The sequence below is a fragment of the Shewanella sp. 4t3-1-2LB genome, assembly GCF_017368415.1.
In the GTDB taxonomy this organism is placed as follows: domain Bacteria; phylum Pseudomonadota; class Gammaproteobacteria; order Enterobacterales; family Shewanellaceae; genus Shewanella; species Shewanella fodinae.
This window is the reverse complement of record NZ_JAFNJD010000018.1, coordinates 13,585-36,078: the sequence shown is the minus strand read 5'-3', so window position 1 is coordinate 36,078 and position 22,494 is coordinate 13,585. Positions and strand designations below refer to the sequence as shown.

At 50.3% G+C, this 22,494-nt stretch carries 20 protein-coding genes and 1 other RNA gene; 9 read left to right on the top strand and 12 right to left on the bottom strand.

The genetic code is table 11. From position 1 onward, the window contains the following. Positions 1–72: 72 nt before the first annotated feature. Both J3L11_RS08530 and J3L11_RS08525 read left to right on the top strand, forming a co-directional pair. The gene (locus J3L11_RS08530) at positions 73–1,569 is read left to right on the top strand and encodes a hypothetical protein (protein WP_347566506.1); all 1,497 of its coding nucleotides are present in this window, start codon (positions 73–75) and stop codon (positions 1,567–1,569) included. Between the two features lie 163 nt (positions 1,570–1,732). Then, positions 1,733–2,209, top strand: coding sequence for a helix-turn-helix transcriptional regulator (locus tag J3L11_RS08525; RefSeq protein ID WP_242695157.1), 477 nt, complete (start codon positions 1,733–1,735; stop codon positions 2,207–2,209). 42 nt (positions 2,210–2,251) lie between these two features. Here J3L11_RS08525 and J3L11_RS08520 read toward each other — a convergent pair whose 3' ends face one another. The 7 genes from J3L11_RS08520 to J3L11_RS08490 form a co-directional block, all read right to left on the bottom strand. After that, complete coding sequence (locus J3L11_RS08520; protein ID WP_207570740.1) at positions 2,252–4,471, bottom strand: PAS domain-containing protein; 2,220 nt, start codon at positions 4,469–4,471, stop codon at positions 2,252–2,254. A 77-nt stretch (positions 4,472–4,548) separates the two neighbouring features. Then, a complete protein-coding gene (locus tag J3L11_RS08515) occupies positions 4,549–5,160 on the bottom strand; it encodes a TatD family nuclease-associated radical SAM protein (protein WP_207570739.1) in 612 nt (203 codons plus the stop codon). Positions 5,161–5,235: 75 nt separating this feature from the next. After that, positions 5,236–5,610 carry a VOC family protein gene (locus tag J3L11_RS08510; RefSeq protein WP_207570738.1) on the bottom strand — a complete coding sequence of 125 codons (375 nt, stop codon included), beginning with the start codon at positions 5,608–5,610 and terminating at the stop codon, positions 5,236–5,238. A 52-nt stretch (positions 5,611–5,662) separates the two neighbouring features. Further along, complete coding sequence (locus J3L11_RS08505) at positions 5,663–8,809, bottom strand: efflux RND transporter permease subunit (protein ID WP_207570737.1); 3,147 nt, start codon at positions 8,807–8,809, stop codon at positions 5,663–5,665. Then, complete coding sequence (locus J3L11_RS08500) at positions 8,809–10,017, bottom strand: efflux RND transporter periplasmic adaptor subunit (RefSeq protein ID WP_242695156.1); 1,209 nt, start codon at positions 10,015–10,017, stop codon at positions 8,809–8,811. Before J3L11_RS08500 ends, J3L11_RS08505 begins: the two co-directional genes overlap by 1 nt. 182 nt (positions 10,018–10,199) lie before the next feature. Then, positions 10,200–11,420, bottom strand: coding sequence for an ATP-dependent RNA helicase SrmB (gene srmB / locus J3L11_RS08495; RefSeq protein WP_207570736.1), 1,221 nt, complete (start codon positions 11,418–11,420; stop codon positions 10,200–10,202). A gap of 79 nt (positions 11,421–11,499) precedes the next feature. Then, complete coding sequence (locus J3L11_RS08490) at positions 11,500–12,201, bottom strand: methyltransferase (RefSeq protein ID WP_207570735.1); 702 nt, start codon at positions 12,199–12,201, stop codon at positions 11,500–11,502. A gap of 388 nt (positions 12,202–12,589) precedes the next feature. On the opposite strand from J3L11_RS08490, the gene brnQ reads away from it, so the two are divergent. From brnQ to J3L11_RS08460, 6 genes are all read left to right on the top strand, one after another. Then, on the top strand, positions 12,590–13,984 hold the full coding sequence (gene brnQ / locus J3L11_RS08485) for a branched-chain amino acid transport system II carrier protein (protein WP_207570734.1): 1,395 nt from the start codon (positions 12,590–12,592) through the stop codon (positions 13,982–13,984). Between the two features lie 65 nt (positions 13,985–14,049). Then, positions 14,050–14,955, top strand: coding sequence for a site-specific tyrosine recombinase XerD (gene xerD / locus J3L11_RS08480; protein WP_133040198.1), 906 nt, complete (start codon positions 14,050–14,052; stop codon positions 14,953–14,955). Between the two features lie 98 nt (positions 14,956–15,053). Next, positions 15,054–15,770, top strand: coding sequence for a bifunctional protein-disulfide isomerase/oxidoreductase DsbC (gene dsbC, locus J3L11_RS08475; RefSeq protein ID WP_133040197.1), 717 nt, complete (start codon positions 15,054–15,056; stop codon positions 15,768–15,770). An 87-nt stretch (positions 15,771–15,857) separates the two neighbouring features. Continuing rightward, the gene (gene recJ, locus J3L11_RS08470; RefSeq protein ID WP_207570757.1) at positions 15,858–17,588 is read left to right on the top strand and encodes a single-stranded-DNA-specific exonuclease RecJ; all 1,731 of its coding nucleotides are present in this window, start codon (positions 15,858–15,860) and stop codon (positions 17,586–17,588) included. A 199-nt stretch (positions 17,589–17,787) separates the two neighbouring features. Further along, positions 17,788–18,333 carry a hypothetical protein gene (locus tag J3L11_RS08465; RefSeq protein WP_207570733.1) on the top strand — a complete coding sequence of 182 codons (546 nt, stop codon included), beginning with the start codon at positions 17,788–17,790 and terminating at the stop codon, positions 18,331–18,333. After that, positions 18,330–18,641, top strand: coding sequence for a cupin domain-containing protein (locus J3L11_RS08460; RefSeq protein WP_189617797.1), 312 nt, complete (start codon positions 18,330–18,332; stop codon positions 18,639–18,641). The genes J3L11_RS08465 and J3L11_RS08460 overlap by 4 nt, the downstream gene beginning before the upstream one ends. Positions 18,642–18,732: 91 nt before the next feature. On the opposite strand, the gene rpiA is transcribed toward J3L11_RS08460, so the two are convergent. Next, positions 18,733–19,389, bottom strand: a complete 657-nt coding sequence (gene rpiA, locus J3L11_RS08455) for a ribose-5-phosphate isomerase RpiA (protein ID WP_189617798.1) — start codon at positions 19,387–19,389, stop codon at positions 18,733–18,735. A gap of 167 nt (positions 19,390–19,556) precedes the next feature. Between rpiA and J3L11_RS08450 the strand changes: the two genes are divergently transcribed. Continuing rightward, positions 19,557–20,513 carry a DUF808 domain-containing protein gene (locus tag J3L11_RS08450; protein ID WP_133040193.1) on the top strand — a complete coding sequence of 319 codons (957 nt, stop codon included), beginning with the start codon at positions 19,557–19,559 and terminating at the stop codon, positions 20,511–20,513. A gap of 72 nt (positions 20,514–20,585) precedes the next feature. Here J3L11_RS08450 and sodC read toward each other — a convergent pair whose 3' ends face one another. The 4 genes from sodC to zapA all read right to left on the bottom strand — a co-directional run bounded on the left by sodC (position 20,586) and on the right by zapA (position 22,432). After that, positions 20,586–21,113, bottom strand: coding sequence for a superoxide dismutase family protein (gene sodC, locus J3L11_RS08445; RefSeq protein WP_207570732.1), 528 nt, complete (start codon positions 21,111–21,113; stop codon positions 20,586–20,588). A gap of 103 nt (positions 21,114–21,216) precedes the next feature. Then, complete coding sequence (locus J3L11_RS08440; RefSeq protein ID WP_207570731.1) at positions 21,217–21,891, bottom strand: 5-formyltetrahydrofolate cyclo-ligase; 675 nt, start codon at positions 21,889–21,891, stop codon at positions 21,217–21,219. 16 nt (positions 21,892–21,907) lie between these two features. Continuing rightward, positions 21,908–22,091: non-coding RNA, 6S RNA (gene ssrS / locus J3L11_RS08435), on the bottom strand. Between the two features lie 32 nt (positions 22,092–22,123). Continuing rightward, complete coding sequence (gene zapA, locus J3L11_RS08430) at positions 22,124–22,432, bottom strand: cell division protein ZapA (RefSeq protein ID WP_133040190.1); 309 nt, start codon at positions 22,430–22,432, stop codon at positions 22,124–22,126. Positions 22,433–22,494 lie beyond the last annotated feature (62 nt).

The following is a 22,494-nucleotide window of genomic DNA, read 5'->3' as shown; positions in this document are numbered from 1 at the left end:
CCGTTATTCTCTCCCATCATTATTAAACTATTTTGATGATTCATAAGTATTTTGTGGGAGACGTCAGCCAGCGTGTCAAAACTTCGTATCAAGCAGGAAGAACAGCTTTCCATTAAATTCAGTCATCTTTTGGGGGTTGGCGAGCGGCGTAAGCTTGATCTGTACTTTTCGTTACCCAAAGAGATGGGGATCGGCCCGCAAAGTCTGAATGAAGAAGAGTATTACTTCAGTGCTGTCATGGGACGCCGTTCTTATTATTCTGAAGGGTTGCATCTGCCGCTGGTGCAGTCGCGGTTCATCAGCCAGAAGAAACGTACTCTGGAAGAATATCGCCTGTATATGAATCTGTTTGCCTACCAGTTTGTGGTAGCAATGGAAAATGACGCCAAGGAGCTGGCACGGCAGAGTGACCCGCAACAGTTTTATCAGGATCTCAATGAGCTGACAGTACACTGTGCCACGTTATTACGTCGTTTTCGCCGCAATGCGCCTGCCGATGCTAAGTGGAAGCATTACTTTGAGAACGCCGATAACTACCTTTCTTGGTTTTGTGAGCAACAACTGCTGAAACTGCTAGCAGGGGCATCACAGGTTGAGCAATACCAGCATGTGTATGACAAAGTCTTGTCGCTGTGTCATATGGAGCATCATCATCGGGAACATCACCAATACAACTCTTCCCAAACAATGACTGAGCCTAACCGCATTGCCAACAAGATGTTGCTGCTCCGGCGGTTAATCCAACAAGGGGTTGTGCTTAAAGAAGAACTGAAACCCCTTGGCGTGGGCCTTAAAAAACTGACCACCGGGCTGGCAACGGCATTGGTGATGCTGGTGGTGTCGTCACTGATCATCAAAGCGCAGGGGGTTTTTAATGGCGTCACCATGGCGATGGTGCTGGTATTGGCGCTGATTTACGGTGCCCGCGAAATCTTTAAGGACGATGTGCGCAACGCCATGTGGCGTTATGTGCAACGCGGGCGTCCGCGCTGGAGTCGAATGCTGCGCGATACTACTACGCAGAATCTTATCGCTAAACAACTGGTGTGGCTCGAGTTTATGCGGCAAAAGGATCTGCCTGAAGCGGTACAAGAGATCCTGCGGCGGCGTCACAGTCAGAACAAGGTTGAAGCCGAAATCCTGCATTATGGTATCAGCACTAAGGTAGAAGATACTGACTTTCTCTCGGGATATAACACTATCCAAGAACAGGTGGTATTCAGTCTAGTGCCGTTTGCGCGCTATCTGGAGCGGGGAAAGGATAAAATTTATTCGGAAGAAAACGGGGTTATTAGCTCTGAGGCGGTAGAGCGACGTTACCAAGTGAATTTGGTGGTTGTCTGCCATAAAGAGAAACAGCCGCCACAATATGCCCGTTTCAAAATTACCATGAACTGGTCGCAGATTGTTGATTTAAGCCTCAGTGATATCCCGGACACATTGCCACTGATTGATGAGTTGGTGGATGAGACTACTTTGCCAGCAGCGACCACCCGTTTGGATCGCAATACAACGCCGGTATTGGATGATACCCGCGCCAGCCCAGAGGCAACGCCGAAAACACTATAGCTGGTTCATTATGGGCTATCGCCGCGGGTTGGCGTCCATGTGTAATGTTAATGTCATGGGATTGGCGGGTGACTGTCGCCCTGTTGTCAGGGATCCGGTTGTGTGATGTTTTATGATGACCAGCGTCGTTTTTCAGCGAAGAGGTCACAACATGAGTACAGTCATGAAATTAAACAAGCGCAAACTACAACAATTGCGAACGATGAGGTGCTGGAGTCAGGAGCAACTGGCAGCCGCCTGTGGCATCAGTGTCAGAACTATTCAACGGATTGAAAAAACCGGTCAGGCATCATTGGAAACCACGCGAGCCTTGGCGGCCGTTTATCAGATCAGCCCTGATGACTTGCAAGTCGCCCAGCCAATCGAAGTGCTGACTTTCAGCCTTATCTGCAAGTATGCTTGGTTGGTGGCGTTTGTTGCGGCCAGCATATTTTTCGGACTCTGGGTTGTCGATATTCTGATCCCGACCTTGAAAGGGGCGGATTTTAACCAACAATATGAACTGCACCATAACTTCCGTTATCTGGATTTCGGAGGTGTTTGTTTTGCTGGTGGTTTCCTGTTGTTGGGACTGCAGGTGTATTTGGACAACTTATCAAGAAAACAGCTGACACGGCGTCACCATCACCTTGAAGAGTAAACATTGCTGAAGGCGTTCCTGCTTCAAGGTTAGGACGCCGGGTTAAGAGGATTGTTGGCGGGTAAATGCCTGGCAGATATTACGTTCACCACTTTGTTTGGCCCGTTTTAGCGCCACTTCGGCATTGTTGAGGAACTGCTGGATTGTCTGCCCGGTAGCATAGGCCGCAATACCAATACAGATGCCATCAGCCAACCCGTGCTGTCCAAGATTTTCCAAGGTTTTCGCGGCAAAGTCATGGCAGTTGATAGCATCGCTATCCGTCACCAGTATTGCAATTTTGCCTAGCTGCCAATTTGCCATCTGATAGCCTCGAGGTAAATCGTTGAGCACCTGAGTTTCTACCTGCTGCTGGCGACTCTCTAGCGATTCTATTTCACTCATATGGCTCAGCAGCGCTTCAGGACTGATATCCAGCAACATCAGACAGCTATGTTGCTGCTCTTCGGGTGACATGGCATTGAAGAAATTTTCCAGATCTTCCAGTTCCGTCATCACCTTGGTGCGGTGTGGAATCCTTGGCCCAGGTAATTCCCGTACATTCGCGGCGCGCTCCAGAGTACACACCAGATAACTGAGCTCACCTTCACTGTCCTGGTAACTCTTCAGCGTAGCCTGGATACAACCGGGACGTTTGTCCTGGCACAGGATCTGCCCTTGCCACACGCCATGAGTTGACACCAGTTGCATGATGCGTGGCCATTGATTATCAAGATCATTCTGCAGTAATTCACTGAGGGTGTGATCCAGGCTGCCATCCAGTCGCAGCAACTGATCAAAGGTTTCGTTAACACGCACCAGTTTACCATTGGGGGTCAGTAGGGCGGTGGCGACGGCCGAATCACTGAGCAGTTGATTAAGAAAAGCGTCTTGACGTACTTGTTTGAGCTCACTGATATCTTCAAAAGAGATCAGCGCATAGCCATCACGACCTTCACCTACCACCCGAATATTAAAACGCAGCACTATGTTATCCAGTGCCTGTAGTTGTACTTCGCCATGCCAGACTTTGTTTTGCTGCAGCTGTTGCCGCACTGATTCGTACCACTGCTGATCCTGCTCCAGCAATTTCTGCAAACTGCGGTTTTCGACCTCATGCTGACGTTGTTTGAGAATGTCCGCCGCCCGATCATTCGCGCAGATAATCCGGCCACTTTCATTGACTAACAGGCAGCCGAAATCAGCACGGAACAGCCCATCGGCCAGTAAAATGCTGCTAAGACGTGCCCGTTGTTCCAGCCGGAACAAGTGTGCAAAGATCATTGCCAGCGCAGCCAATAGTGTCACTATCACTGCCGTCACCAGCAAAATATTACGCCACTGGGCAAAACGGACACTGATGTCTTCGTTGCGAATATAAGACAGCAGCATATACTCACTGTCTTTTTGACTGGCCGAGGCTAGTGGAATTTTCAGATAGACAAAGGTCGCTTGCTCACCGTGGAACTCACCAAAATTGTTGGTGGCCAAATCGCGCCATAACTGGGGATAGCTTTGACGCAGACTGCTGCCTAAGGTATCAGGGATCCCAGCCAACGGATCGAGATTGGTTGCGCCAGCATAAAGTTGCCCTTGCTCATCCAGCAGCAACAGTGGTGAGTCGTTGCTGGAGAATGCGGGTTTGATAGATTGCAGCATCTGGCTGACAGAGTTGTAGGTCACCAAGTAACCGCGGATGCTCTGGTCGGCGTTTTCCAGCGCTGTCATCTGTAGCTGATAGGGTTCCAGTCGGTCTTCAACCGGGGCAAATTCAACATTTGAGGTGTAAATGTCGGTGCCACCTATATTGCGGATGCTGTCTAGAAGCGTTTTTGATAGCGGCGTGTTACCGAAATTACCACTGCTGGCCAGCCGAAATTTTCCGCTGGCATCGTAAACGGCAATGTCCATCAATTCTGGAATATTGTTTTTGAGACTTTGCCAGCTTTGCTGCAGTCGTTGTTCTTCCTGATGACCGGGGGTGTCAAGATAGTGCCTGAGCGGTTCCGCCCGGGAGAACATCTGGGTGCGAAACTGTTGGAAGGAGATTTTGTCAGCCAGCAGTGTGCCAATGGTCTGCAGTTCACTATAACGCTGGACCGCCCATTCTTCCTGCAGTCGCCGCTCACCCAGCGTAATAAGCACGTTAGTGATCAGAAAAATCGTGATTACTAGCATGCTCAGTTGGCTGGCGATTGCCAGTAACCGTTGACGGGACCAGTGAACACCGCGAAGGTGGTGCAATAACCGCGTGTCCGCTGAAGCGGGATTCTTTTTCAACATCAAACTGCTTGGACGGCGACCAGTGATGACAGTTATGTTAACACGAAAAAGGCGAACAGCCAGCGCTGCTTATATTCTCAACCGAGCGCACCTAACTTGCGGTATTTAAATTGGCAACCCGCCGCTTGCACCAATGCCTGACAAGCGTGAATATCCACCCCGTCCAATCCATCAATCGCTGACACCTGAACCTCAGCAATATAATGTGGCGCGTCTTGTATGAAAGCATTCACTGCTTGCCAGCTGCCTTTCAGTTTTGGTCGGCAATGCTGTTGATACAAGGTCTCATTCTGGGCATTGAGCGATACCGATAGCGCATCCACACATTCGCTCAGTTCCGGCAGAATATTGCGACGATGGAACAGATTACCCAAACCATCGGTATTAACCCGTACTCTGCCGCCACGCTGCTTAATCTCTTTGGCTACCGCCAAAAAGGTTGGCAAATTAAGTGTCGGTTCACCGTAACCACAGAAAACATATTCACTGAATTGGCTGACATCACCCAGCAGCGGGATAATTTCGGTTGCTTGTGGCTGGTGATCTAACGCTAATTGGTACTGATGTAACTGCTTGCTGCCGTTGTTTTTCGGGCAGAAGCTGCAAGCTAGGGTGCAGCGGCCAGTGATATTCAGATAGCGGCTTTGGCGAATGTCGTAAACCAAGGTACTGGGTGCGGCAGTGTTCATAGTTTTAGGCAACAAAAATGCATGAAAGCAGCATAGCGTTTTTGCTCCTGAGTAAATGTCACCCGGATCAGAAAATCAGTACTCTGAATTCTCTCCAGCATTTGCCGACCATACGGCAAACTCATTGCCGCTGGGCTCCAGAAAATGAAAGCGACAGCCGCCAGGAAAACTGAATAGCGGTTTGATGATGCGACCACCATGTTGTTCAATTTTCGCCTGGGTGGCCAGAATATCCCGGCTATAGAACACCAACAGCATACTGCCATTACTGGTGGTAGCCGCTATCGGCGCGCGATAGATACCGCCATCAATACCCGCACCATCAAAGGCGCTATAGTCTGGCCCATAATCGACGAAACGCCAGCCAAAGACTGCGGCAAAGAATGCTTTGGTAGCCTCTGGCGCAACTGCAGGAAATTCCAGATAGTTAAGTTTTTCTTGCGCAGGCATCAGTTACCTCCAGATAGGAATAAAAATGCCGGTCAAAGGACCGGCATTATCACTAGGATTTGTCTTCAGTCACTGTGGGACTGACATTGGCCGCAGGTTTCCACCACCACATAAAAAAGCGCCGGAACACGCGTTTAAAGTCCTCTAAGATAATATAGAGCATGGGCACCAGGATCAGTGTCACCACAGTGGAAAACAGAATACCAAAGGCTAAGGATACCGCCATAGGGATGACAATTTTGGCCTGTAGACTCTTTTCCATAATAATGGGAACTAGTCCGACAAAGGTGGTCAGTGAGGTCAGGATAATTGCCCGGAAACGCTCACAACCTGAATTAATCGCGGCTTTAAGCGTTGAGTGGCCTTCTTCTCTGGCGCGGTTAACAAAGTCCACCAGAATAAGTGAATCGTTCACCACCACCCCAGCCAGCGCCACGATACCACATAGACTCAAGACGCTCATTGACAGCCCCAGTAGCAGGTGACCAAACAGCGCACCAATCATACCAAATGGGATCACTGACATGATGATCAATGGCTGACTGTAAGAGCGCAGTGGTACTGCCATCAGTGCATAAATGGTAAAGATGGCGAAGATAAAGCCTTTAACTAGGCCAACCACGGCATCTTGTTCATCCTGACTGGCACCATCGAGAGTCGTGGCGATATCTGGGTACTTTTTCTGTAATTCAGGAATAAATTTTTCCTGGATCTCACTGACCACCTTGGCAGGTTCGGCTTTCTGCTTATTGGCATTGGCTGTAATCGTAATGGCACGACGCCCATTAACACGGGTAATAGAGTTATAGGAGTCGCCGATTTCAATGGCCGCAACGCTACTGAAAGGCACTGATTTACCATCGGCTGTGCGGATCAGCATATTTTCCAGATAACCTATGGTGCGGCGCTGATCCTGTGGATAGCGCACCATCACTTTCACTTCTTCCTTGTTGCGCAAAATACGTTGCGCCTCATAACCGTAGAAACCATAACGCACCTGGCGGGCTAAGTCTGACAAGGTCAGCCCCAGAGCTTCTGCCTCAGGGCGGATTTTCAGGCGGATTTCATGACTACCAGAAGAGAAGTTGTCAGTAATATCATAAACACCATCGTAGGTTGCCAGTTTCTGTTTCAGATCAGCTGCCGCTGCTGACAGTTCTTCTAGGTTGGCTGAAATCAGCCGGAAGGAGATATCGCCGCCGGCACCGTTAGTGCTGGCATTGATATTGAGGTTCTTCACCGCCACCATTTCCGGTAACTGGGCGCGCCAAGCATCTGCAATTGCCACACCGTCTACCGCCCGGTCTTCAGCCTTAGTGAGCTCAGCAAAGATAAAGGCAGATGTGCGGCTATCCATGTTGATAAAACTGTGCTTGACCACAGGATAGCCGAGCTCTTTTTCCATTTTGTCATTCATGGCATACAGCGCATCTTCCACCTGCTGAGTGACTTTCAGGGTGTTGGTTTCCGAGCTGCCTTCATCCATCTCTAGCTGCACCTGGATAAAGTCCGATGGAATATCTGGGAAAAATACCCAACGCACATGTCCGGTTTTCACCAATGCAATGGAAATCAGCAAAACGCCAATAAATACTGCGACGACACTGTAGCGATGCGGGATCATTCGCTCCATGAAGTTACGGTAGCTATGATTGATAAAGTACTGCACCCGGGCGTTGAAGGCTTGACGGAAGCGTCCTATCCAGCCCGGTTTGCTGTGGCTTTGTTTCATGTGCGCCAGATGCGCTGGCAGAATAAACTTGGATTCAATCAGCGAGAAGCTAAGACACAAGGTGACAATCAACCCGATAGAGATCCAGATAATGCCCATCGGCCCTGGCACCATCAACATTGGGATAAATGCCGCGATGGTGGTCAGTACCCCGAAAGTTGCCGGCATGGCGACTTTTTTGGCACCACGGATAACATTGTCAACGGAGAAACCTTTCTCTTCCACTTCTGTATGGGCGCTTTCACCAATAACAATGGCATCGTCGACCACTATCCCTAGCACTAGAATAAAGGCGAACAGCGTCAACATATTAATTGACAGATTAAACGGTTCCAATGGCATCAGCGCCAGCGAACCGAGGAAACAGACCGGCAGCCCCATCATCACCCAGAAGGCCAGTTTGATATCCAAGAACAACGCCAAAATGATAAATACCAACAGCGCACCATAGGCCATGTTGGATAACATCATACTGAGACGGCCTTTGAGGTAATGGGTCAGATCGCCCCAGTAATCCAACTGCGCGCCTGGCGGTAGTGTTGCCTTGCGTTTGGCAATATAGGCTTTGACTTGATCGGCAATGTCCAACGCGTTTTGGTCGTCAATGCTGGTCACTTCAATAATGGCTGCGGGTTTTTGATCAAAACGGGTATAGTCCATCCGTTCTTCAAAACCATCTTTAATATCTGCCACCATCGGCAGCATGATACGGCTACCATCAGGTTGGGTTTTTACCACGATTTTAGCAAAATCATCGGCGGTATAAGCTTGGCCCTTGGTACGCAGCAGAATATCACCATCTTCTGCGCGGATAGCACCGCCAGGTAAGTCCAGTGAGGAGTTCTGTACGGCTTGCGCCACTTCCGTGAATGTCAGCCCGTATTCGCGCATCTTGTCTTCAGAGACTTCGATGCCGATTTCGTAATCGAGTACGCCGGAGACTTTGGCCTGAGTTACCGCAGGCAAACTGGTGAGTTCGTCGCGAATGGTCTTGGCCAGCTCTTTCATCTCATGGGGTGCTAAATCGCCATACACCGACACCCAGATAACGTTGTTTTCCGGCCGAATGCGGTAGATGTTGGGCTTTTCAATAGCCGCAGGGAAGGTGGCGATAGCGTCCACCCGCAGCTTGGCCTCATCGAGAACATCTTTAGGATCATAACCATCTTGCACTTCGATGGTGACGTTGCCTACGCCGTCACCAGCAACTGAAGTGATTTTCTTGATCCCAGGGACATCTCGTAAGGCTTCTTCAATCTTGATGGTGATCCCTTCTTCGATCTCCTGCGGGGCGGCACCTGGGTAGGCCACCGAGATCCGCAGATAGTTGAGATCAAATGTCGGAAATATCTCTTTATTGATGGTAAATGCCGACACCACCCCACCAATAATTAAGATCCACATCAGCAGGTTTGCCGCAACATTATTACGCGCAAACCAGGCAATAATTCCGGTTTCCTTTTCCATCAGCGATCTCCGGCATTAGCCAGACGCTGGTCGTCTTGTGCGTCCTGTGGTGTATGAGATGAGCCTTTATCCTGACCCGCAACTTTTACCAACTGGCCGGTACTCATATGGTTAAGAGATGTCAGTGACACCCGCTCACCGTCTTTGAGGCTGTCTTTGATGTATACCGAATCCAGATCGGTGCGCACCACATTTACCTTGCGCATCTCCACCTTGCTATCTGTACCAATCACCGCGACTTGATTATTACGTACCAGATGACTAGGCAGTTTAACGACGTCATCCACTGAACGCCCTTGAATAGAGGCATCCACGAAGCTGCCAAACTTCAGCGGCAACTGACCAGGCTCGCGGTATTGTCGCAAATATGGATCTTTTACTTCGGCAACTAGATACACCATGCGGTTATCAGGGTCGATGACACCTTCACTGCGTACTACAGTGGCGCGCCAGTTAATGGTTTTACCGCCGAGCTGGGTGCTCAGAGTCACTTCAGTATAGGGATGGTCGATGGATTCCAGATAAGCCAAATCTTTGTTGGCTAACGGTAAACGCACTTCGGCAATGGCAGTGTCATACAGTTCGCCCAACTGATTACCCACGCTGACGTATTGGCCTAAGTCGACGCTACGGCTGCGAACCAGACCATCAAAAGGCGCACGGATAACAGTGCGTTCCAGATTACGCTTGGCACGATCCAGCGCTGCTTCGGCGTATTTGACATTTGCCTGTGCTTCTTTTAATTGCGGCACACGTAGACCAAGCTCCGGCGGGACACCTTTAAAGCCAGAAAAATCCACTTTGGCGACTTTGCCGCGGGCGAGCTCTTCATCTAATGCGGCTTTATTTTGTGCCAAGGTAGCTTCTGCTTGACGCAAGTCGGCTTGATAATCAAATGGTTCGATAACGGCTAGTTCATCGCCGGCTTTGACCATTCCGCCAGCAACAAAACTTGGGGCGATGGTGACAATACGGCCTTTCACTTCGCTTACCAGTTGGGTTTTGTATTTAGGGTTGACGGTGCCATAGGAGGACAGCGCCAGCGATATAGTTTGCGGCTTCACTGTTAGTACATCGACTACTGGCACCGGAACCTCTTCTGGTTTCTGCGGCGGCGTTTTCTTGGTGGCGAACAACACACCGACCACGACAATAGCAACTAGAATGATTGCAACGGGAGGAAGTACTCGTCTCAAAAAGATATTCATACGCTTTTTTCTGTCCATACTGGCAGCGAAATCTGCGGCCTAAATTACCAGAGACACCACTACCGATAAATGAGTTTTTGTAAAATAAATGTGTCAAAAACTAACGGCGTGGTGGCGGGGCAATCGCCATCCTGGAAAAAAGGAACCCAGAGGTTCCTTTTTTACCGATATATCATCTATTCCTAATTTTTAGCTTTGTTTTTGCTCATTTTTTTCGTACTAGCCTTGCTCGGTTTCTTTTTCACCGGCACCCGCGCTTCTTTATGTTTCGGCCGCAGTGCTTCAATCACCCGGCGTTTCAGCTTTTGCTCGGTATAGCGTTCGATTTTGCTGAGGATCAGCATATCGTGTGCTTCCACTAGCGAAATGGCGGTGCCTTTCTTACCGGCGCGGCCGGTACGGCCGATACGATGCACATAGATGTCAGCGGTCCGTGGCATGTCATAGTTGATCACATGGGTGATGTCATCCACATCAATGCCACGGGCGGCCACATCGGTGGCAAGCAGCACATTAACTTCACCCTTGGTAAAACGGCCCAGCGCCTGAAAGCGCTTTTTCTGCTCCATATCTCCCCGCATAAATGCGTTAGGAATACCGGCTTGCAGCAGTTGTCCTTCCAGACTCGCGACTACTTCGCGGGTTTTAGCAAAGACAATGGCACGGGTGACCTCTTCCTGTTTAAGAATATGGCACAAAAGGGCAAATTTATGTGCTGTGTCATCCGCTAAATGTACCCACTGATGGATTTTAGCTTTTTCACTGCGAGGCGGCTCTGCTTCGACAACGGCCGGATCGTGTAGCAGTTCCTTGGCAAAATTACGCACGCCATTCCCTTCCAGCGTGGCCGAAAACAGCATGGTTTGCTGGCGTTTCTGCGCTTCAATGACAATCGATGTCACTACCTGAGCAAAGCCCATGTCAAGCATGCGATCAGCTTCATCGATGATCAGTATTTCCACTTCGGTAGCACTGAATAGCCCTTTATCCATGTAGTCCAGCAAACGACCCGGGGTAGCGACCATGAGATCGATATTGCCGCGCAGTGCCTGCTCTTGTGGACCATAGGGCACACCACCAGTAACTATGCCCATAGTCAGATCGACATGAGTGGCTAGATGGCTGGCATAGCGGTGCACCTGACTGGCAAGTTCTCGTGTTGGCGTTAACACCAATACTCGCGCCTGACCTGGGCGACGCCGTGGAAAATCCAGCAAGTGCTGTAATGCTGGCAGCAGGAAGCTGGCAGTTTTGCCAGTGCCGGTCGGCGCATGGGCTAACACATCCCGTTGCTCCATGGCTAACGGAATGGTCAGTTGCTGAATCGTAGTGGGGGTTTTATGCCCCATGGTTTTCAGGGATGCCAGCAGTTCTGGCTCCAGTTCGAACTCTTCAAATTGCATGCAGGAACTCTCAGTGAATATCGCGCGGCAGTATACCTGCTCGTCAGCAATCTTTATAGCGTAGCCGAACACTTTAGCATCAGAGTTTAAGATAAAAATCTTGGGTGAGCTGTCGCATCGCGGTGGAATAACGGCCATCACTATCGCGTACCCAGATTGGCGACATTAACGGTGCTGTGTCACTGCTTTGCTTGCTGACCAGCAACAGGCTGCGGTTGGGCTCGTTGCCGGGGCGGCCACTAACATCCAGTTGTTGTAGCAGATGCAGACCGACCTGTTGTAACTGACGTTGCAGTGAAGGCACGTTGTGCCACGGCAGGATCAGGCTGGCTACCCCCTGCGGCTGCAATAATCTCGCAAGCGCTGCCGCCAATTCGGCATAACTCAGATAATCGGTGTGGCGGGCACTCGCTCTGCCTGGCGTTGAGGCGTGCGGACCGTTTTCAAAATAAGGCGGATTACACAGAATGTGGTCATAGGAGCTTGGCGGGCTGAATTGCTGGATACTGCAGTGATGCAGTTGCAGACGCTCGGACCAAGGACTGGCGGCGAAATTTTTCAAACATACAGTCGCCGCCTGAGCATCTAGCTCCACCGCATCAATCTGCGCCTGGCTGCGCTGGGCGGCCATCAGACTCAACAAACCACTGCCAGCACCAATATCCAGTATTTTCTCTGCCTGTTGTAGTGGTGCCCACGCGCCCAGTAATACGCCATCGGTACTGACGGGCATGCCGCAACCGGTGTCATCGACATGAAATTGTTTGAAACTGAAGCCCACGATTAACATCCTGAAACACAAAAATTCCGCCGGCGCATTGTAATCCTGCCTGGTTTTTTTGTCCTGTTGTTGCTTTGGCGATGGCTGTTTTTGGCAACTTATGCTGAGAGCTACAACGCAAACCGAACTAACGGCTGCTGTTTTTTTACTGGAGTGCTCTTGCCCCTGTCGGTTGCCTTTGGTAATAGTGAAAGCCGAAAACACACATATATGAAACAAAACAGCGTCAGTTGTCGCTAAGTGGTCAGTTTTGCCGACAGTGACTGATTGTCTGAAATGGCCAGTTGCGGGGGATTTTTCCGGTGCATTTCGGCTAAAAATTGCGGACAGATATGCCGTTTATAATCATAAATTCTTTATAAAAACATAATAAATACAGAGGCATCTTGTGCATGATAAACAATTGACAGTCGCTGATACCCTGAGCTTGGGGTTCATGACTTTCGCTTTTTTTCTGGGTGCTGGAAACCTGATTTTCCCGCCATTTGCTGGTTATCAAGCCGGTGATCATAGCTATATTGCCATGTTGGGGTTTCTGATCACGGCGGTGGGGTTGCCATTGGCTGGGCTGATCGCCGTTGCCAAAGCCAAGGGTCGGGTGATGCGCATGCTGCCTGCTACGGCGGCAACACTGTTTGCGGCTGCCATCTATATTATTATCGGTCCTGCGTTTGCTGCACCACGTACTAGTCTGGTGGCCTTTGAAATCGGTGCCCGGCCGTTTCTAACAGATGTGGAGAGCACACTTACTATCGGTGGATTGGTGCTCAACGAAGCACAGCTGTATTTCACCGCAGCATTTTTTGCGGTGGTCATGTTGTTGGCCGCTTTCCCCGGACGGTTAATGGATAGTGTTGGCAAGGTGTTGACGCCAGTGCTGCTATTACTGCTGGTGGCATTGGCGCTGTCGGTGGTGGAATTTATTGGCAACCCTATGCCTGCCGCAACCGGTGATTATGCATTGCATCCGCTAAGTAAGGGGATTGTCGAAGGCTACAACACGATGGACACGCTGGCGTCGCTGATGTTCGGCGTGCTGATTATTGATTTGCTGCGTCAAAAAGATATTCATGACACCAGTTTACAGACCCGTTACCTGATCTGGGCCGCGTTGATTGCGGCGGCGGGTCTGGCGTTTGTTTATGTCTCGCTATTTATTCTGGGGGCTACGGCAGGCGATTTGGCCAAGGGTACTGGAAATGGTGGGCAGATATTAACCAACTATGTCACTCATCAGTTCGGTTATGCCGGCACCATTGCGTTGTCGGTGGTGGTGAGTTTGGCCTGTCTGACTACAGCGGTGGGGCTGGTCAGTGCTTGTTCCGATTTTTTCAGCAGTTTGCTACCGAAGCTGACTTATCGCATGTTGGTGGTGGTATTAAGTGTTATCTGTGCCGTCGTGGCAAATGTTGGGTTGAGTCAGTTGATTTCTATCAGTATCCCGGTGTTGATGATGGTCTATCCCGTTGCCATCGCGCTGGTACTGGTCACCTTCGTTAATAACTGGTTCCGCAATCCGCGACTGGCACACCGGGCGGCACTCAGTGTTGCACTGATTTTTGGGATTTTTGACGGGCTTAAAGTGGCGGCGGCATCGTTGCAATCCTTTGATGTTAAATCGGAAAGCCCGGTTACCATGGCCTTGGTACATTTTGTTGAAGGGGTTTCACCCGTAATGTCGAAAATGCCGCTTTATGATCAGGGCATGGCGTGGCTGGTGCCGACGTTGATTGTGGTGATAGGCTGTTTTTTCTTTGGTAAAAAGCCGGCTATTAACAACTGACATAGTATCTGTGCGATGACGGCGTTATGCTGTCGGTCGTCATCGCACCGAGGGTTTATAACGTCATGGCCCAGCCGTCCTACCATCCCGATCCATTGATTGAGGGCTTTCTTGATGAACTTTGGTCTAGCAGGGGCCTCAGTGACAATACCCTCAGCGCTTACCGCAGCGATTTGCAGCATTTTGAAGCGTATCTGCAGCAACGTCAGGTCGCGTTGCGTGATGCGGGGCGCGAGGTGATTCAGGATTACCTCGGCTGGCGTTTTGATCAAGGGGCTGCCAGTACATCCAGTGCCCGTTTGCTCTCCAGTTTGCGACGTTTTTATGGTTTCCTGCTGACCCGACAGCTGATTACCGAAGATCCCTTAGCGTTAATCTCTTCCCCAAAATTGCCGCGAAAACTGCCGGATACGCTAAGCGAGGCTGATGTGGATGCGCTGCTGGCCGAACCCAACAGTGAGGACACCGTTGAAGGGCGTGATAAGGCGATGCTGGAGTTGTTGTATGCCACCGGTTTGCGTGTCAGTGAACTGGTTTCCTTAACGTTGGAGCAGATAAGTCTGCGGCAGGGGCTGGTGCGCATTACCGGCAAAGGTGGCAAGGAGCGATTGGTGCCGATGGGAGAAGTTGCTATCAGCGAACTGGAGCGGTATCTGCAGCAGAACCGTCTGGCATTGCTGGCTTATGGTCAAAGTGATGTGGTGTTCCCGTCTAACCGTGGCCGCATGATGACCCGCCAGACCTTCTGGTATCGTATTAAGTTGTATGCCCAGCGGGCGGGTATCCATAAAGCTTTATCACCACATACGTTGCGGCATGCCTTTGCTACTCATTTATTGAATCACGGTGCTGATTTAAGAGTGGTACAGTTGCTACTAGGACACAGTTCGCTGTCGACTACGCAGATCTATACTCATGTTGCCAACGCCCGTCTGCAGGCGTTGCATGCAGCACATCACCCGCGAGGCTGAGGAATTTGCTTTCTGATGCACTTGGCGGTAACTTTCAACCACTGAACAGGTCTGAATCGATAACTGGTGTTCTGCAGACCGTAACCCAAGGAATTCTCATGAAGTTAACCCGTACACTTTCCCTGTGTCTGGCGCTGGCTGTTACACCGCTGGTACACGCCGCATCCTCCAGTCAGACCGATCAACTAAAACAAAGATTAAGTAGCGTGCTGGGGATTGAGGTGCAATCGCTCTCAGCGTCTCCCATTGCCGGGTTGCTGCAGGCGGTCACTAGCCACGGCGTGTTGTATGTTAGCGAAGACGGTAGCAAGTTGTTTCATGGCAATATCTATGATCTGAATAATGACATGGAAAATCTCACTGAAGCGGCAATGTCTGGACCGCGCTTGCAAATGCTTAAGCCCTTTGAAAGTAAGATGCTGGTGTATAAAGCCAAAGATCAAAAACATGTGGTGACTGTGTTTACTGATGTCACCTGTGGTTACTGCCGCAAACTGCACAGCCAGATGCAGCAGTATAACGATCTGGGCATCACCATTCGTTATCTGGCATATCCGCGTCAGGGCGTACCGTCGGCCGTTGCTGATGAGATGGAAGCAGTTTGGTGCTCAAAAGATCCTAAAAAAGCCATGGATGAAGCCAAAGCCGGTAAAAACATCATGGTTGCCAAGTGTGATGCCGATATTGCCGGACAGTATCAACTGGGTGAAAAAATGGGCATTACCGGCACCCCCTCGATGATCCTGGAAGACGGCTCTATGGTGCCCGGCTATCTGCCGCCAGAGCAGTTGCTGCAAAGCCTGAAAATGCACTAATCCAGTAGTGAGTGGTCCAAAAAGGCGGGCAAAATGCTCGCCTTTTTGCTATCTTGCCTGCAGCATTTGTTAGCCAGTGAAACCGCCTTGAACCAGAAAATTGTGCGCCGCCCCCGCGTGGATGACAGTCATTTACCCGCCTATTTACCACCACTTTTGAAACAGATATACGCCAGCCGTGGTCTCAGTGCCGAGGATTGTGAGTTGGTGTTAACGCGGCTGTTGCGCCCCGATACCATGCTAGGGTTGAACCAGGCGGCACAGTTGCTGGCTGATGCGCTGATACAGCAACGGCGTATAGTGATTGTTGGCGATTTTGATGCCGATGGTGCCACCTCAACCAGTGTCTGCCTGCTGGCATTAAGGCAGATGGGGGCTCGCCACTGTGACTTTTTGATCCCCAACCGCTTTGATTACGGTTATGGACTTAGTCCAGAGATCGTTGCGGTGGCCGCTGCTCAGGCAACTGAGGTGTTGGTGACTGTTGACAACGGTATTTCCTCTATCGAAGGGGTGGCGGCGGCTAAAGCCGCGGGTATGACGGTGATCATTACTGACCACCACCTACCGGGACAGCAACTGCCCGCCGCTGACGCTATCGTCAATCCCAATCAGCCCGGTTGCAGATTTGCGTCGAAATCCATCGCAGGCGTTGGCGTGGCATTTTATTTGATGACCGCGCTACGGGCTGAATTGCGCGCTCGTGGTTATTTTGAGGCCAATGGCCTCATGATGCCTAACCTTGGACATTTGCTGGATTTGGTGGCATTGGGCACAGTGGCTGATGTTGTCGCCTTAGATACCAATAATCGCATCATGGTGGAAGCGGGGATTAAACGTGTGCGTACCGGGCAGTGCCGTCCGGGGATCACCGCATTACTGGAAGTCGCTCGACGTGAGCCGCAGCGTCTGGTCGCCGCAGATTTTGGCTTTGCGGTTGGCCCTCGATTGAACGCAGCGGGCAGGCTGGATGATATGGCGCTGGGGGTCGAGACACTGTTATGTGATGACTTGTATAAGGCCCGCCGCATGGCAGCCGAGCTAGATGGGCTTAACAGTGAACGTCGCGAGCTGGAAGCCGGGATGCAACAAGAGGCGCTGCAGTTTTTGCGCACAATGGATTTTGGCGGGCAGCAGCTGCCTTGGGGCATCGCTTTATATCAGGCGGACTGGCATCAGGGGGTAATCGGTATTCTAGCCTCACGGATCAAAGATCGTTATCACCGGCCGGTGATTGCCTTTGCTGAAGCTTCTGACAGCGAGATCAAAGGCTCTGCCCGTTCTATCAATGGCTTACACATGCGCGATCTGTTGGAGCTGATCAATAGCCGCCATCCGGGAATGATCAGCAAATTCGGTGGGCATGCTATGGCCGCCGGGTTAACGCTGGCGAAAACCGCTTTTAGCGACTTTGCCGTCGCTTTTGACAGTACGGTACGTGAGTTGTTAGCGGAGGAAGATCTGCAGGGCCAACTCTGGTCCGACGGTGAGCTTGCCGCAGAATATTTCACTTTAGATACTGCACAGTTGCTGCGCGATGCCGGACCTTGGGGGCAGGCATTTCCTGAGCCCACTTTTGACGGTAATTTTCGGATACTGCAGCAGCGACTGGTGGGTGAGAAACACCTGAAACTGGTGTTAGAAAGCGAATGCGGCAGTGTGATGGCCGACGCCATCGCCTTCAATGTTGATTTGAACATCTGGCCTGACGCAACAATTCAGCGGGTGAGGTTATTGTACAAACTCGACGTCAATGAATTTCGCGGTAACAGCAACTTGCAGTTATTAGTGGAACAATTGGAACCGCTGAAAAGTTAAGCTAGATCACAAAAGGTCGCTTATCCAATACGATAATTGCACTCAGACCACAATTTTCATCAATAATTCCTCACAGAACAGAAAAAATGTAAATAATTTGTTTACGTCTTTACAACGCTCGCAAGATCCTGTGTATTGTCAGTGGCGCGGGCTGACCGTGCGATCCATCGGTGGGTCGGTGCGAGGAGATAAGAGTTAAATGAAGTATTTGTTGATGGTATTGCTGCTGTTGTTATCCGGGTGTTCGTCCGTTCCTTTATCAACGTTGACGCATTTTGCCACCTTTGACGAGCAGGACTTTGCCGCGCTGGATCCCAACCAGATCCGCGCACGACTGGTGGTGGATGATTTTGTAAAACTCAAAGACATCACCTTGAACGCGCAGATCAATGCCGCCAACGGTGTGCAACAGTTGGAATTTCCGCTAACGCTAATCTCTAAAGAGATCCTGCCAGTACGTAAGAGCTGGATCTTTACCACTCAGGTGCGGGCCCGTTACCAATACGAATTATCACCCCAAGCGCGGCAGAATTTTGTCAAACTACAGCAAGCACTACTTAAGGGTCACAAATACAACTGTGATGTCAATGTGGTGTTCGACGAACATACACCGCCGCAGCCGTTCAAATATACCGTGAAGTTGATGCTGGATCCGGATAATGGCTACATTACCATGATTGATAACCGCGAGATGGCGGTCAGTAAATCCGGTGTGGCCAGCGGTAACTCCGAGATGTTACGTTGAATCTGTTTGCATCATTGCCGGAACAACTGACAGCGGAACAGTTTGATGAATTGTTATCGCGGCCAGCCGTGCGTGTTGAACGTATTTTATCTTACGGGCAGGTCACCCCAGAAGGGCAGTGGTACGATCAGGTAGAACATGAATGGGTGCTAGTACTGCAAGGTGCGGGTCGCATTCAGTACGCAGATGGTAGTGAAATATTGCTTAACGTTGGCGATAGTGTGGATATTCCAGCCCATTGCCGTCATCGGGTCAGTTGGACGGCACCGCAACAACTCACTATTTGGCTGACGGTGTTTTACCGATAAACGGCGAGTACAGTTGTCATAATTATCCTATCAACAAAAACAGCCACAATTGTGGCTGTTTTGCTATATCGCTGGGGTCAGCGGTGGCAAGTTAGTTTTTTGTCACTACGCCGTTTTGTGTTCCCACTAATACGGTATCAGCGCCACGGGCAGCAAATAGGCCAACGGTTACTACACCAACGATATTATTGATCTGTTTTTCGAGTGTCTTGGGATCCAGGATCTTCAGATTATACACATCCAGAATAACGTTACCGTTATCCGTAATCACCCCTTCCCGATATACTGGATCGCCACCCAGTTTTACCAACTCACGCGCCACATAGGAACGTGCCATTGGGATCACTTCCACTGGTAATGGGAAAGCCCCGAGGATATCCACCTGCTTGCTTTCATCAACAATGCAGACAAACTTTTTGGCGACTGCCGCGACAATTTTCTCGCGGGTCAGCGCGGCACCGCCGCCTTTGATCATCTCGTTATGATGATTTATCTCGTCTGCCCCATCTACGTATACCGACAATGAATCGACAGCATTTAAGTCAAATACCGGGATCCCTGCTGCTTTCAGGCGCGCAGCTGAGGCTTCAGAGCTGGATACCGCGCCTTCAATGTTCGCTTTGATAGTGGCGAGGGCATCAATGAAATGGTTAACGGTAGAACCAGTGCCGACACCCACGATACTATCGGGCTCTACATATTTCAGGGCTGCCCAGCCGACCGCCTTTTTCAATTCATCTTGGGTCATATTTGTAATCCATGTGGAAGGGAAAATCGCTGACGCCATTATAAACTGTCTGCACCCAGATTGCGGCAGCTTTTGCCGACAAGTGGTGGATTTTTACTGCGCGGCTGTTGGCGCTTGGGTAACATATGCCAAGGTTTTACCAACACAATAACAACACGGAGTTTTTAATGGCTGGAGCAAGTCTGCTGATGTTGCTGGATGATATTGCCACCCTGCTGGATGATGTGGCGGTAATGAGCAAAGTCGCTGCCAAGAAAACCGCCGGGATGCTGAGTGATGATTTAGCGCTGAACGCACAGCAAGTGACCGGGTTCAGCGCTGACCGTGAATTACCCGTGGTGTGGGCCGTTGCCAAAGGATCATTGCGTAACAAGGCAATTTTGGTGCCTGGTGCGTTGCTGATCAGTGCTGTGGTGCCCTGGCTAATTTTGCCGTTATTGATGTTAGGTGGCTTGTTTCTGAGCTTTGAGGGCTTTGAAAAAGTCTGGCATAAGCTGACACACCCCACTGAAAACCGTGTTGACGAAGAGGCTAAGGCCGCCAAGGCACTTGAACAAGTGCAAGATCCGCAGGCATGGGAGGCGCGAAAAGTAAAAGGCGCAATCCGCACCGACTTTGTGTTGTCTGCGGAGATCATTGTGCTGACACTGGGCATTGTTGCCGACCAAGTGTTTTTTACACAATTAACGACGCTGGTTATTATTGCTGTGGTGATGACGGCCGGCGTATATGGCATCGTCGCCGCCATAGTTAAGCTGGATGACCTTGGACTTTATCTCAGCCATCGTAAAGGGCGCTCAATCGTGATGTCGTGGTTACGACGTTTGGGGCTGATCTTAGTGAGCGCAGCACCCAAGTTGATGAAGTTGCTGACGGTCGTTGGCACTATTGCCATGTTTTTGGTGGGTGGCGGCATTCTTGCTCATGGCATTGCACCACTGGCGGCACTGGAACACCACTTGGCAGCGGCCGCTTCGGAAATGGCGACGTTTGGTTCGCTGTTATCACATCTCTTGCCATTATTGTTGCAAATTTTCTACGGTTTGATAGCTGGGGCGATAGTGTTAGTTGTGATGACGTCGCTGAGCCATTTACGAGCAAAATTTCGCGCCAAATCCAACTAATGCATTACATAGTGAATAAAAAACGCTGCCTCGGCAGCGTTTTTGGTACATCAGCATTTTGTCTGTAACGGGTTATTCAATCACACCACAAGCCATGCGTGCTCCACCACCACCTAATGGTTTAGGTGAGTCGGAGAAATTGTCCCCACCGGCATGGATCATCAATGCATGGCCTTTGACATCAGCTACCTTCAGTCGTGGTGCCAGCACGGGTTCCATGGCGTTGCCGTCTGCAGTGACAAACAACGGCGGTAGGTCACCTTTGTGATTGTCATCAGTCCACGGATAACCATGTTTGCCGGTTTTATCAGGATCAAAATGACCGCCAGCGGCACCGCCAAGCACGGTTTTACCGTCTTTGGTTGAAGCTTCGCAGCTGCCATTGGCATGAATGTGGAAACCATGTACCCCAGGTGTCAGTCCATGCAATTTAGGTGTCAGTACCAGGCCATAGGCGGAGTCACTTAACGCAACAGTACCTATCGGCGTATTACCTTTATCGGAGAGCAAGGATACGCTCACTTCAGTTTCTGCCGCCATGGTAGCTGCGGAACATAGCAGTGATGCCAGACCGAGGGTAACAATTGATTTTTTGATCATATAAACCTCTCCATTGGTTAACGATGTAATCACAGTCAAACAATAAGCAAGAATGTGATCTGCGACACCTTTTTAGCTTATCCTTAAATACCTAGTTCAGCAATCAATCAAAAAAATCAGAGCGATTATCCAGGGTAGATGTTGGTGTAATGATAATAGGTAGTGGCTTGTCCCATGGGGCTAACGGTAGCGTTTCAACTTGTTGACAATCGTGAGCATACCCGACTGCCAAGGCTTTCATGTGTGGATGGGTTAATGTGCGGTCGTAATAGCCACCGCCCATGCCCATGCGATTACCTTTGGCATCAAACGCCACCAAGGGTGTAAGCAGCACATCTAGTTGCGATGGCAGCACGATTTGCCGTACATCCAGCTTGGGCTCTGGAATACCAAAACGGTTAAGCGTCATGGGCGAGTCTGACCGGTAACGCAAAAATAGCAGATTGCCCGGGGTAAACGGGTGCAACACTGGCAGACACGTCTGAATACCCTGTTGCCACAATGCGGGAAATAATGCTGTTGTATCCAGTTCGCCATCGCCGCTGAAATACAGCGATACGGTGTTGATGGGGTGTCCGGTTACTATCAGTTCATCCAGCAACTGCAGCAGCCGTTGTTTAGCCTGTATCGCTGCCTGTTGCTGAACATCGGGGCTGAGATTTCGTCGTTGCCTGCGGATATTACGCCTTAACTGCCGACATGCCTCATCGCGCTCAGACCATAAGTCCTGACGCTGGGCGTGATGACTGGGATGAGGTGCCACGGGCATAGAAGTCATAGGCGCTAAAGTTAGGATGCTCCCCGGCGATGCCGGTGTCGGTGTAAGCCCTTGAACCTAACAGTTCAAGGCGGGCTGCTGATTACCTCCTAAGGCTTCTCGGTACAAGCCGAGCATGCGCAATGTCAGTAAGAAAGTAGCCCTTTTTTCAAAAATATCGGCACAGGGACATTACCGACTATCGTACACCCCAGGGAGCAAATTCGGCTGGGCATTGGCCCTTAATCTTAGTTTAGTCTTCTCTGCGGCTGCGCTCAACCAGCGCTTGCTCGAGAGTATGTTGTAACAAACGAATGCGTTCATCCATTTGCTGCATATAATCCTGATTCTTACGTTGCTCAACGTAAAGGTCGTGACCAATATTGAGCGCTGCCATCAACACCATATCCTCACGGCTGAGGGTCGGGGTGCGGACTTTAATCTGTTCCAGTTGTTGCTCTAATTGACGGGCAACACTCTGCAACGCCTGTTCTTGTCCTTTCGGACAGGCAATCGAGTACGTGCGCCCCATCAGGGATATATCTACAGCACAGTTACTCATGTTGCGCGACTTTCCTTTTACCAGGCTCTTGAGGCGGACTATATAAGTCTCGTCGGTAAAGT

Excerpts from the sequence above, each read along its gene's own strand:
- J3L11_RS08515 (WP_207570739.1), bottom strand. The coding sequence starts at position 5,160 with ATGAACACTGCCGCACCCAGTACCTTGGTTTACGACATTCGCCAAAGC.
- J3L11_RS08525 (WP_242695157.1), top strand. The coding sequence starts at position 1,733 with ATGAAATTAAACAAGCGCAAACTACAACAATTGCGAACGATGAGGTGC.
- J3L11_RS08500 (WP_242695156.1), bottom strand. The coding sequence starts at position 10,017 with ATGAATATCTTTTTGAGACGAGTACTTCCTCCCGTTGCAATCATTCTA.
- rpiA (WP_189617798.1), bottom strand. The coding sequence starts at position 19,389 with ATGACCCAAGATGAATTGAAAAAGGCGGTCGGCTGGGCAGCCCTGAAA.
- J3L11_RS08450 (WP_133040193.1), top strand. The coding sequence starts at position 19,557 with ATGGCTGGAGCAAGTCTGCTGATGTTGCTGGATGATATTGCCACCCTG.
- J3L11_RS08520 (WP_207570740.1), bottom strand. The coding sequence starts at position 4,471 with ATGTTGAAAAAGAATCCCGCTTCAGCGGACACGCGGTTATTGCACCAC.
- sodC (WP_207570732.1), bottom strand. The coding sequence starts at position 21,113 with ATGATCAAAAAATCAATTGTTACCCTCGGTCTGGCATCACTGCTATGT.
- srmB (WP_207570736.1), bottom strand. The coding sequence starts at position 11,420 with ATGCAATTTGAAGAGTTCGAACTGGAGCCAGAACTGCTGGCATCCCTG.
- xerD (WP_133040198.1), top strand. The coding sequence starts at position 14,050 with ATGGCCCAGCCGTCCTACCATCCCGATCCATTGATTGAGGGCTTTCTT.
- J3L11_RS08465 (WP_207570733.1), top strand. The coding sequence starts at position 17,788 with ATGAAGTATTTGTTGATGGTATTGCTGCTGTTGTTATCCGGGTGTTCG.
- dsbC (WP_133040197.1), top strand. The coding sequence starts at position 15,054 with ATGAAGTTAACCCGTACACTTTCCCTGTGTCTGGCGCTGGCTGTTACA.
- J3L11_RS08505 (WP_207570737.1), bottom strand. The coding sequence starts at position 8,809 with ATGGAAAAGGAAACCGGAATTATTGCCTGGTTTGCGCGTAATAATGTT.
- zapA (WP_133040190.1), bottom strand. The coding sequence starts at position 22,432 with ATGAGTAACTGTGCTGTAGATATATCCCTGATGGGGCGCACGTACTCG.
- J3L11_RS08510 (WP_207570738.1), bottom strand. The coding sequence starts at position 5,610 with ATGCCTGCGCAAGAAAAACTTAACTATCTGGAATTTCCTGCAGTTGCG.
- J3L11_RS08440 (WP_207570731.1), bottom strand. The coding sequence starts at position 21,891 with ATGACTTCTATGCCCGTGGCACCTCATCCCAGTCATCACGCCCAGCGT.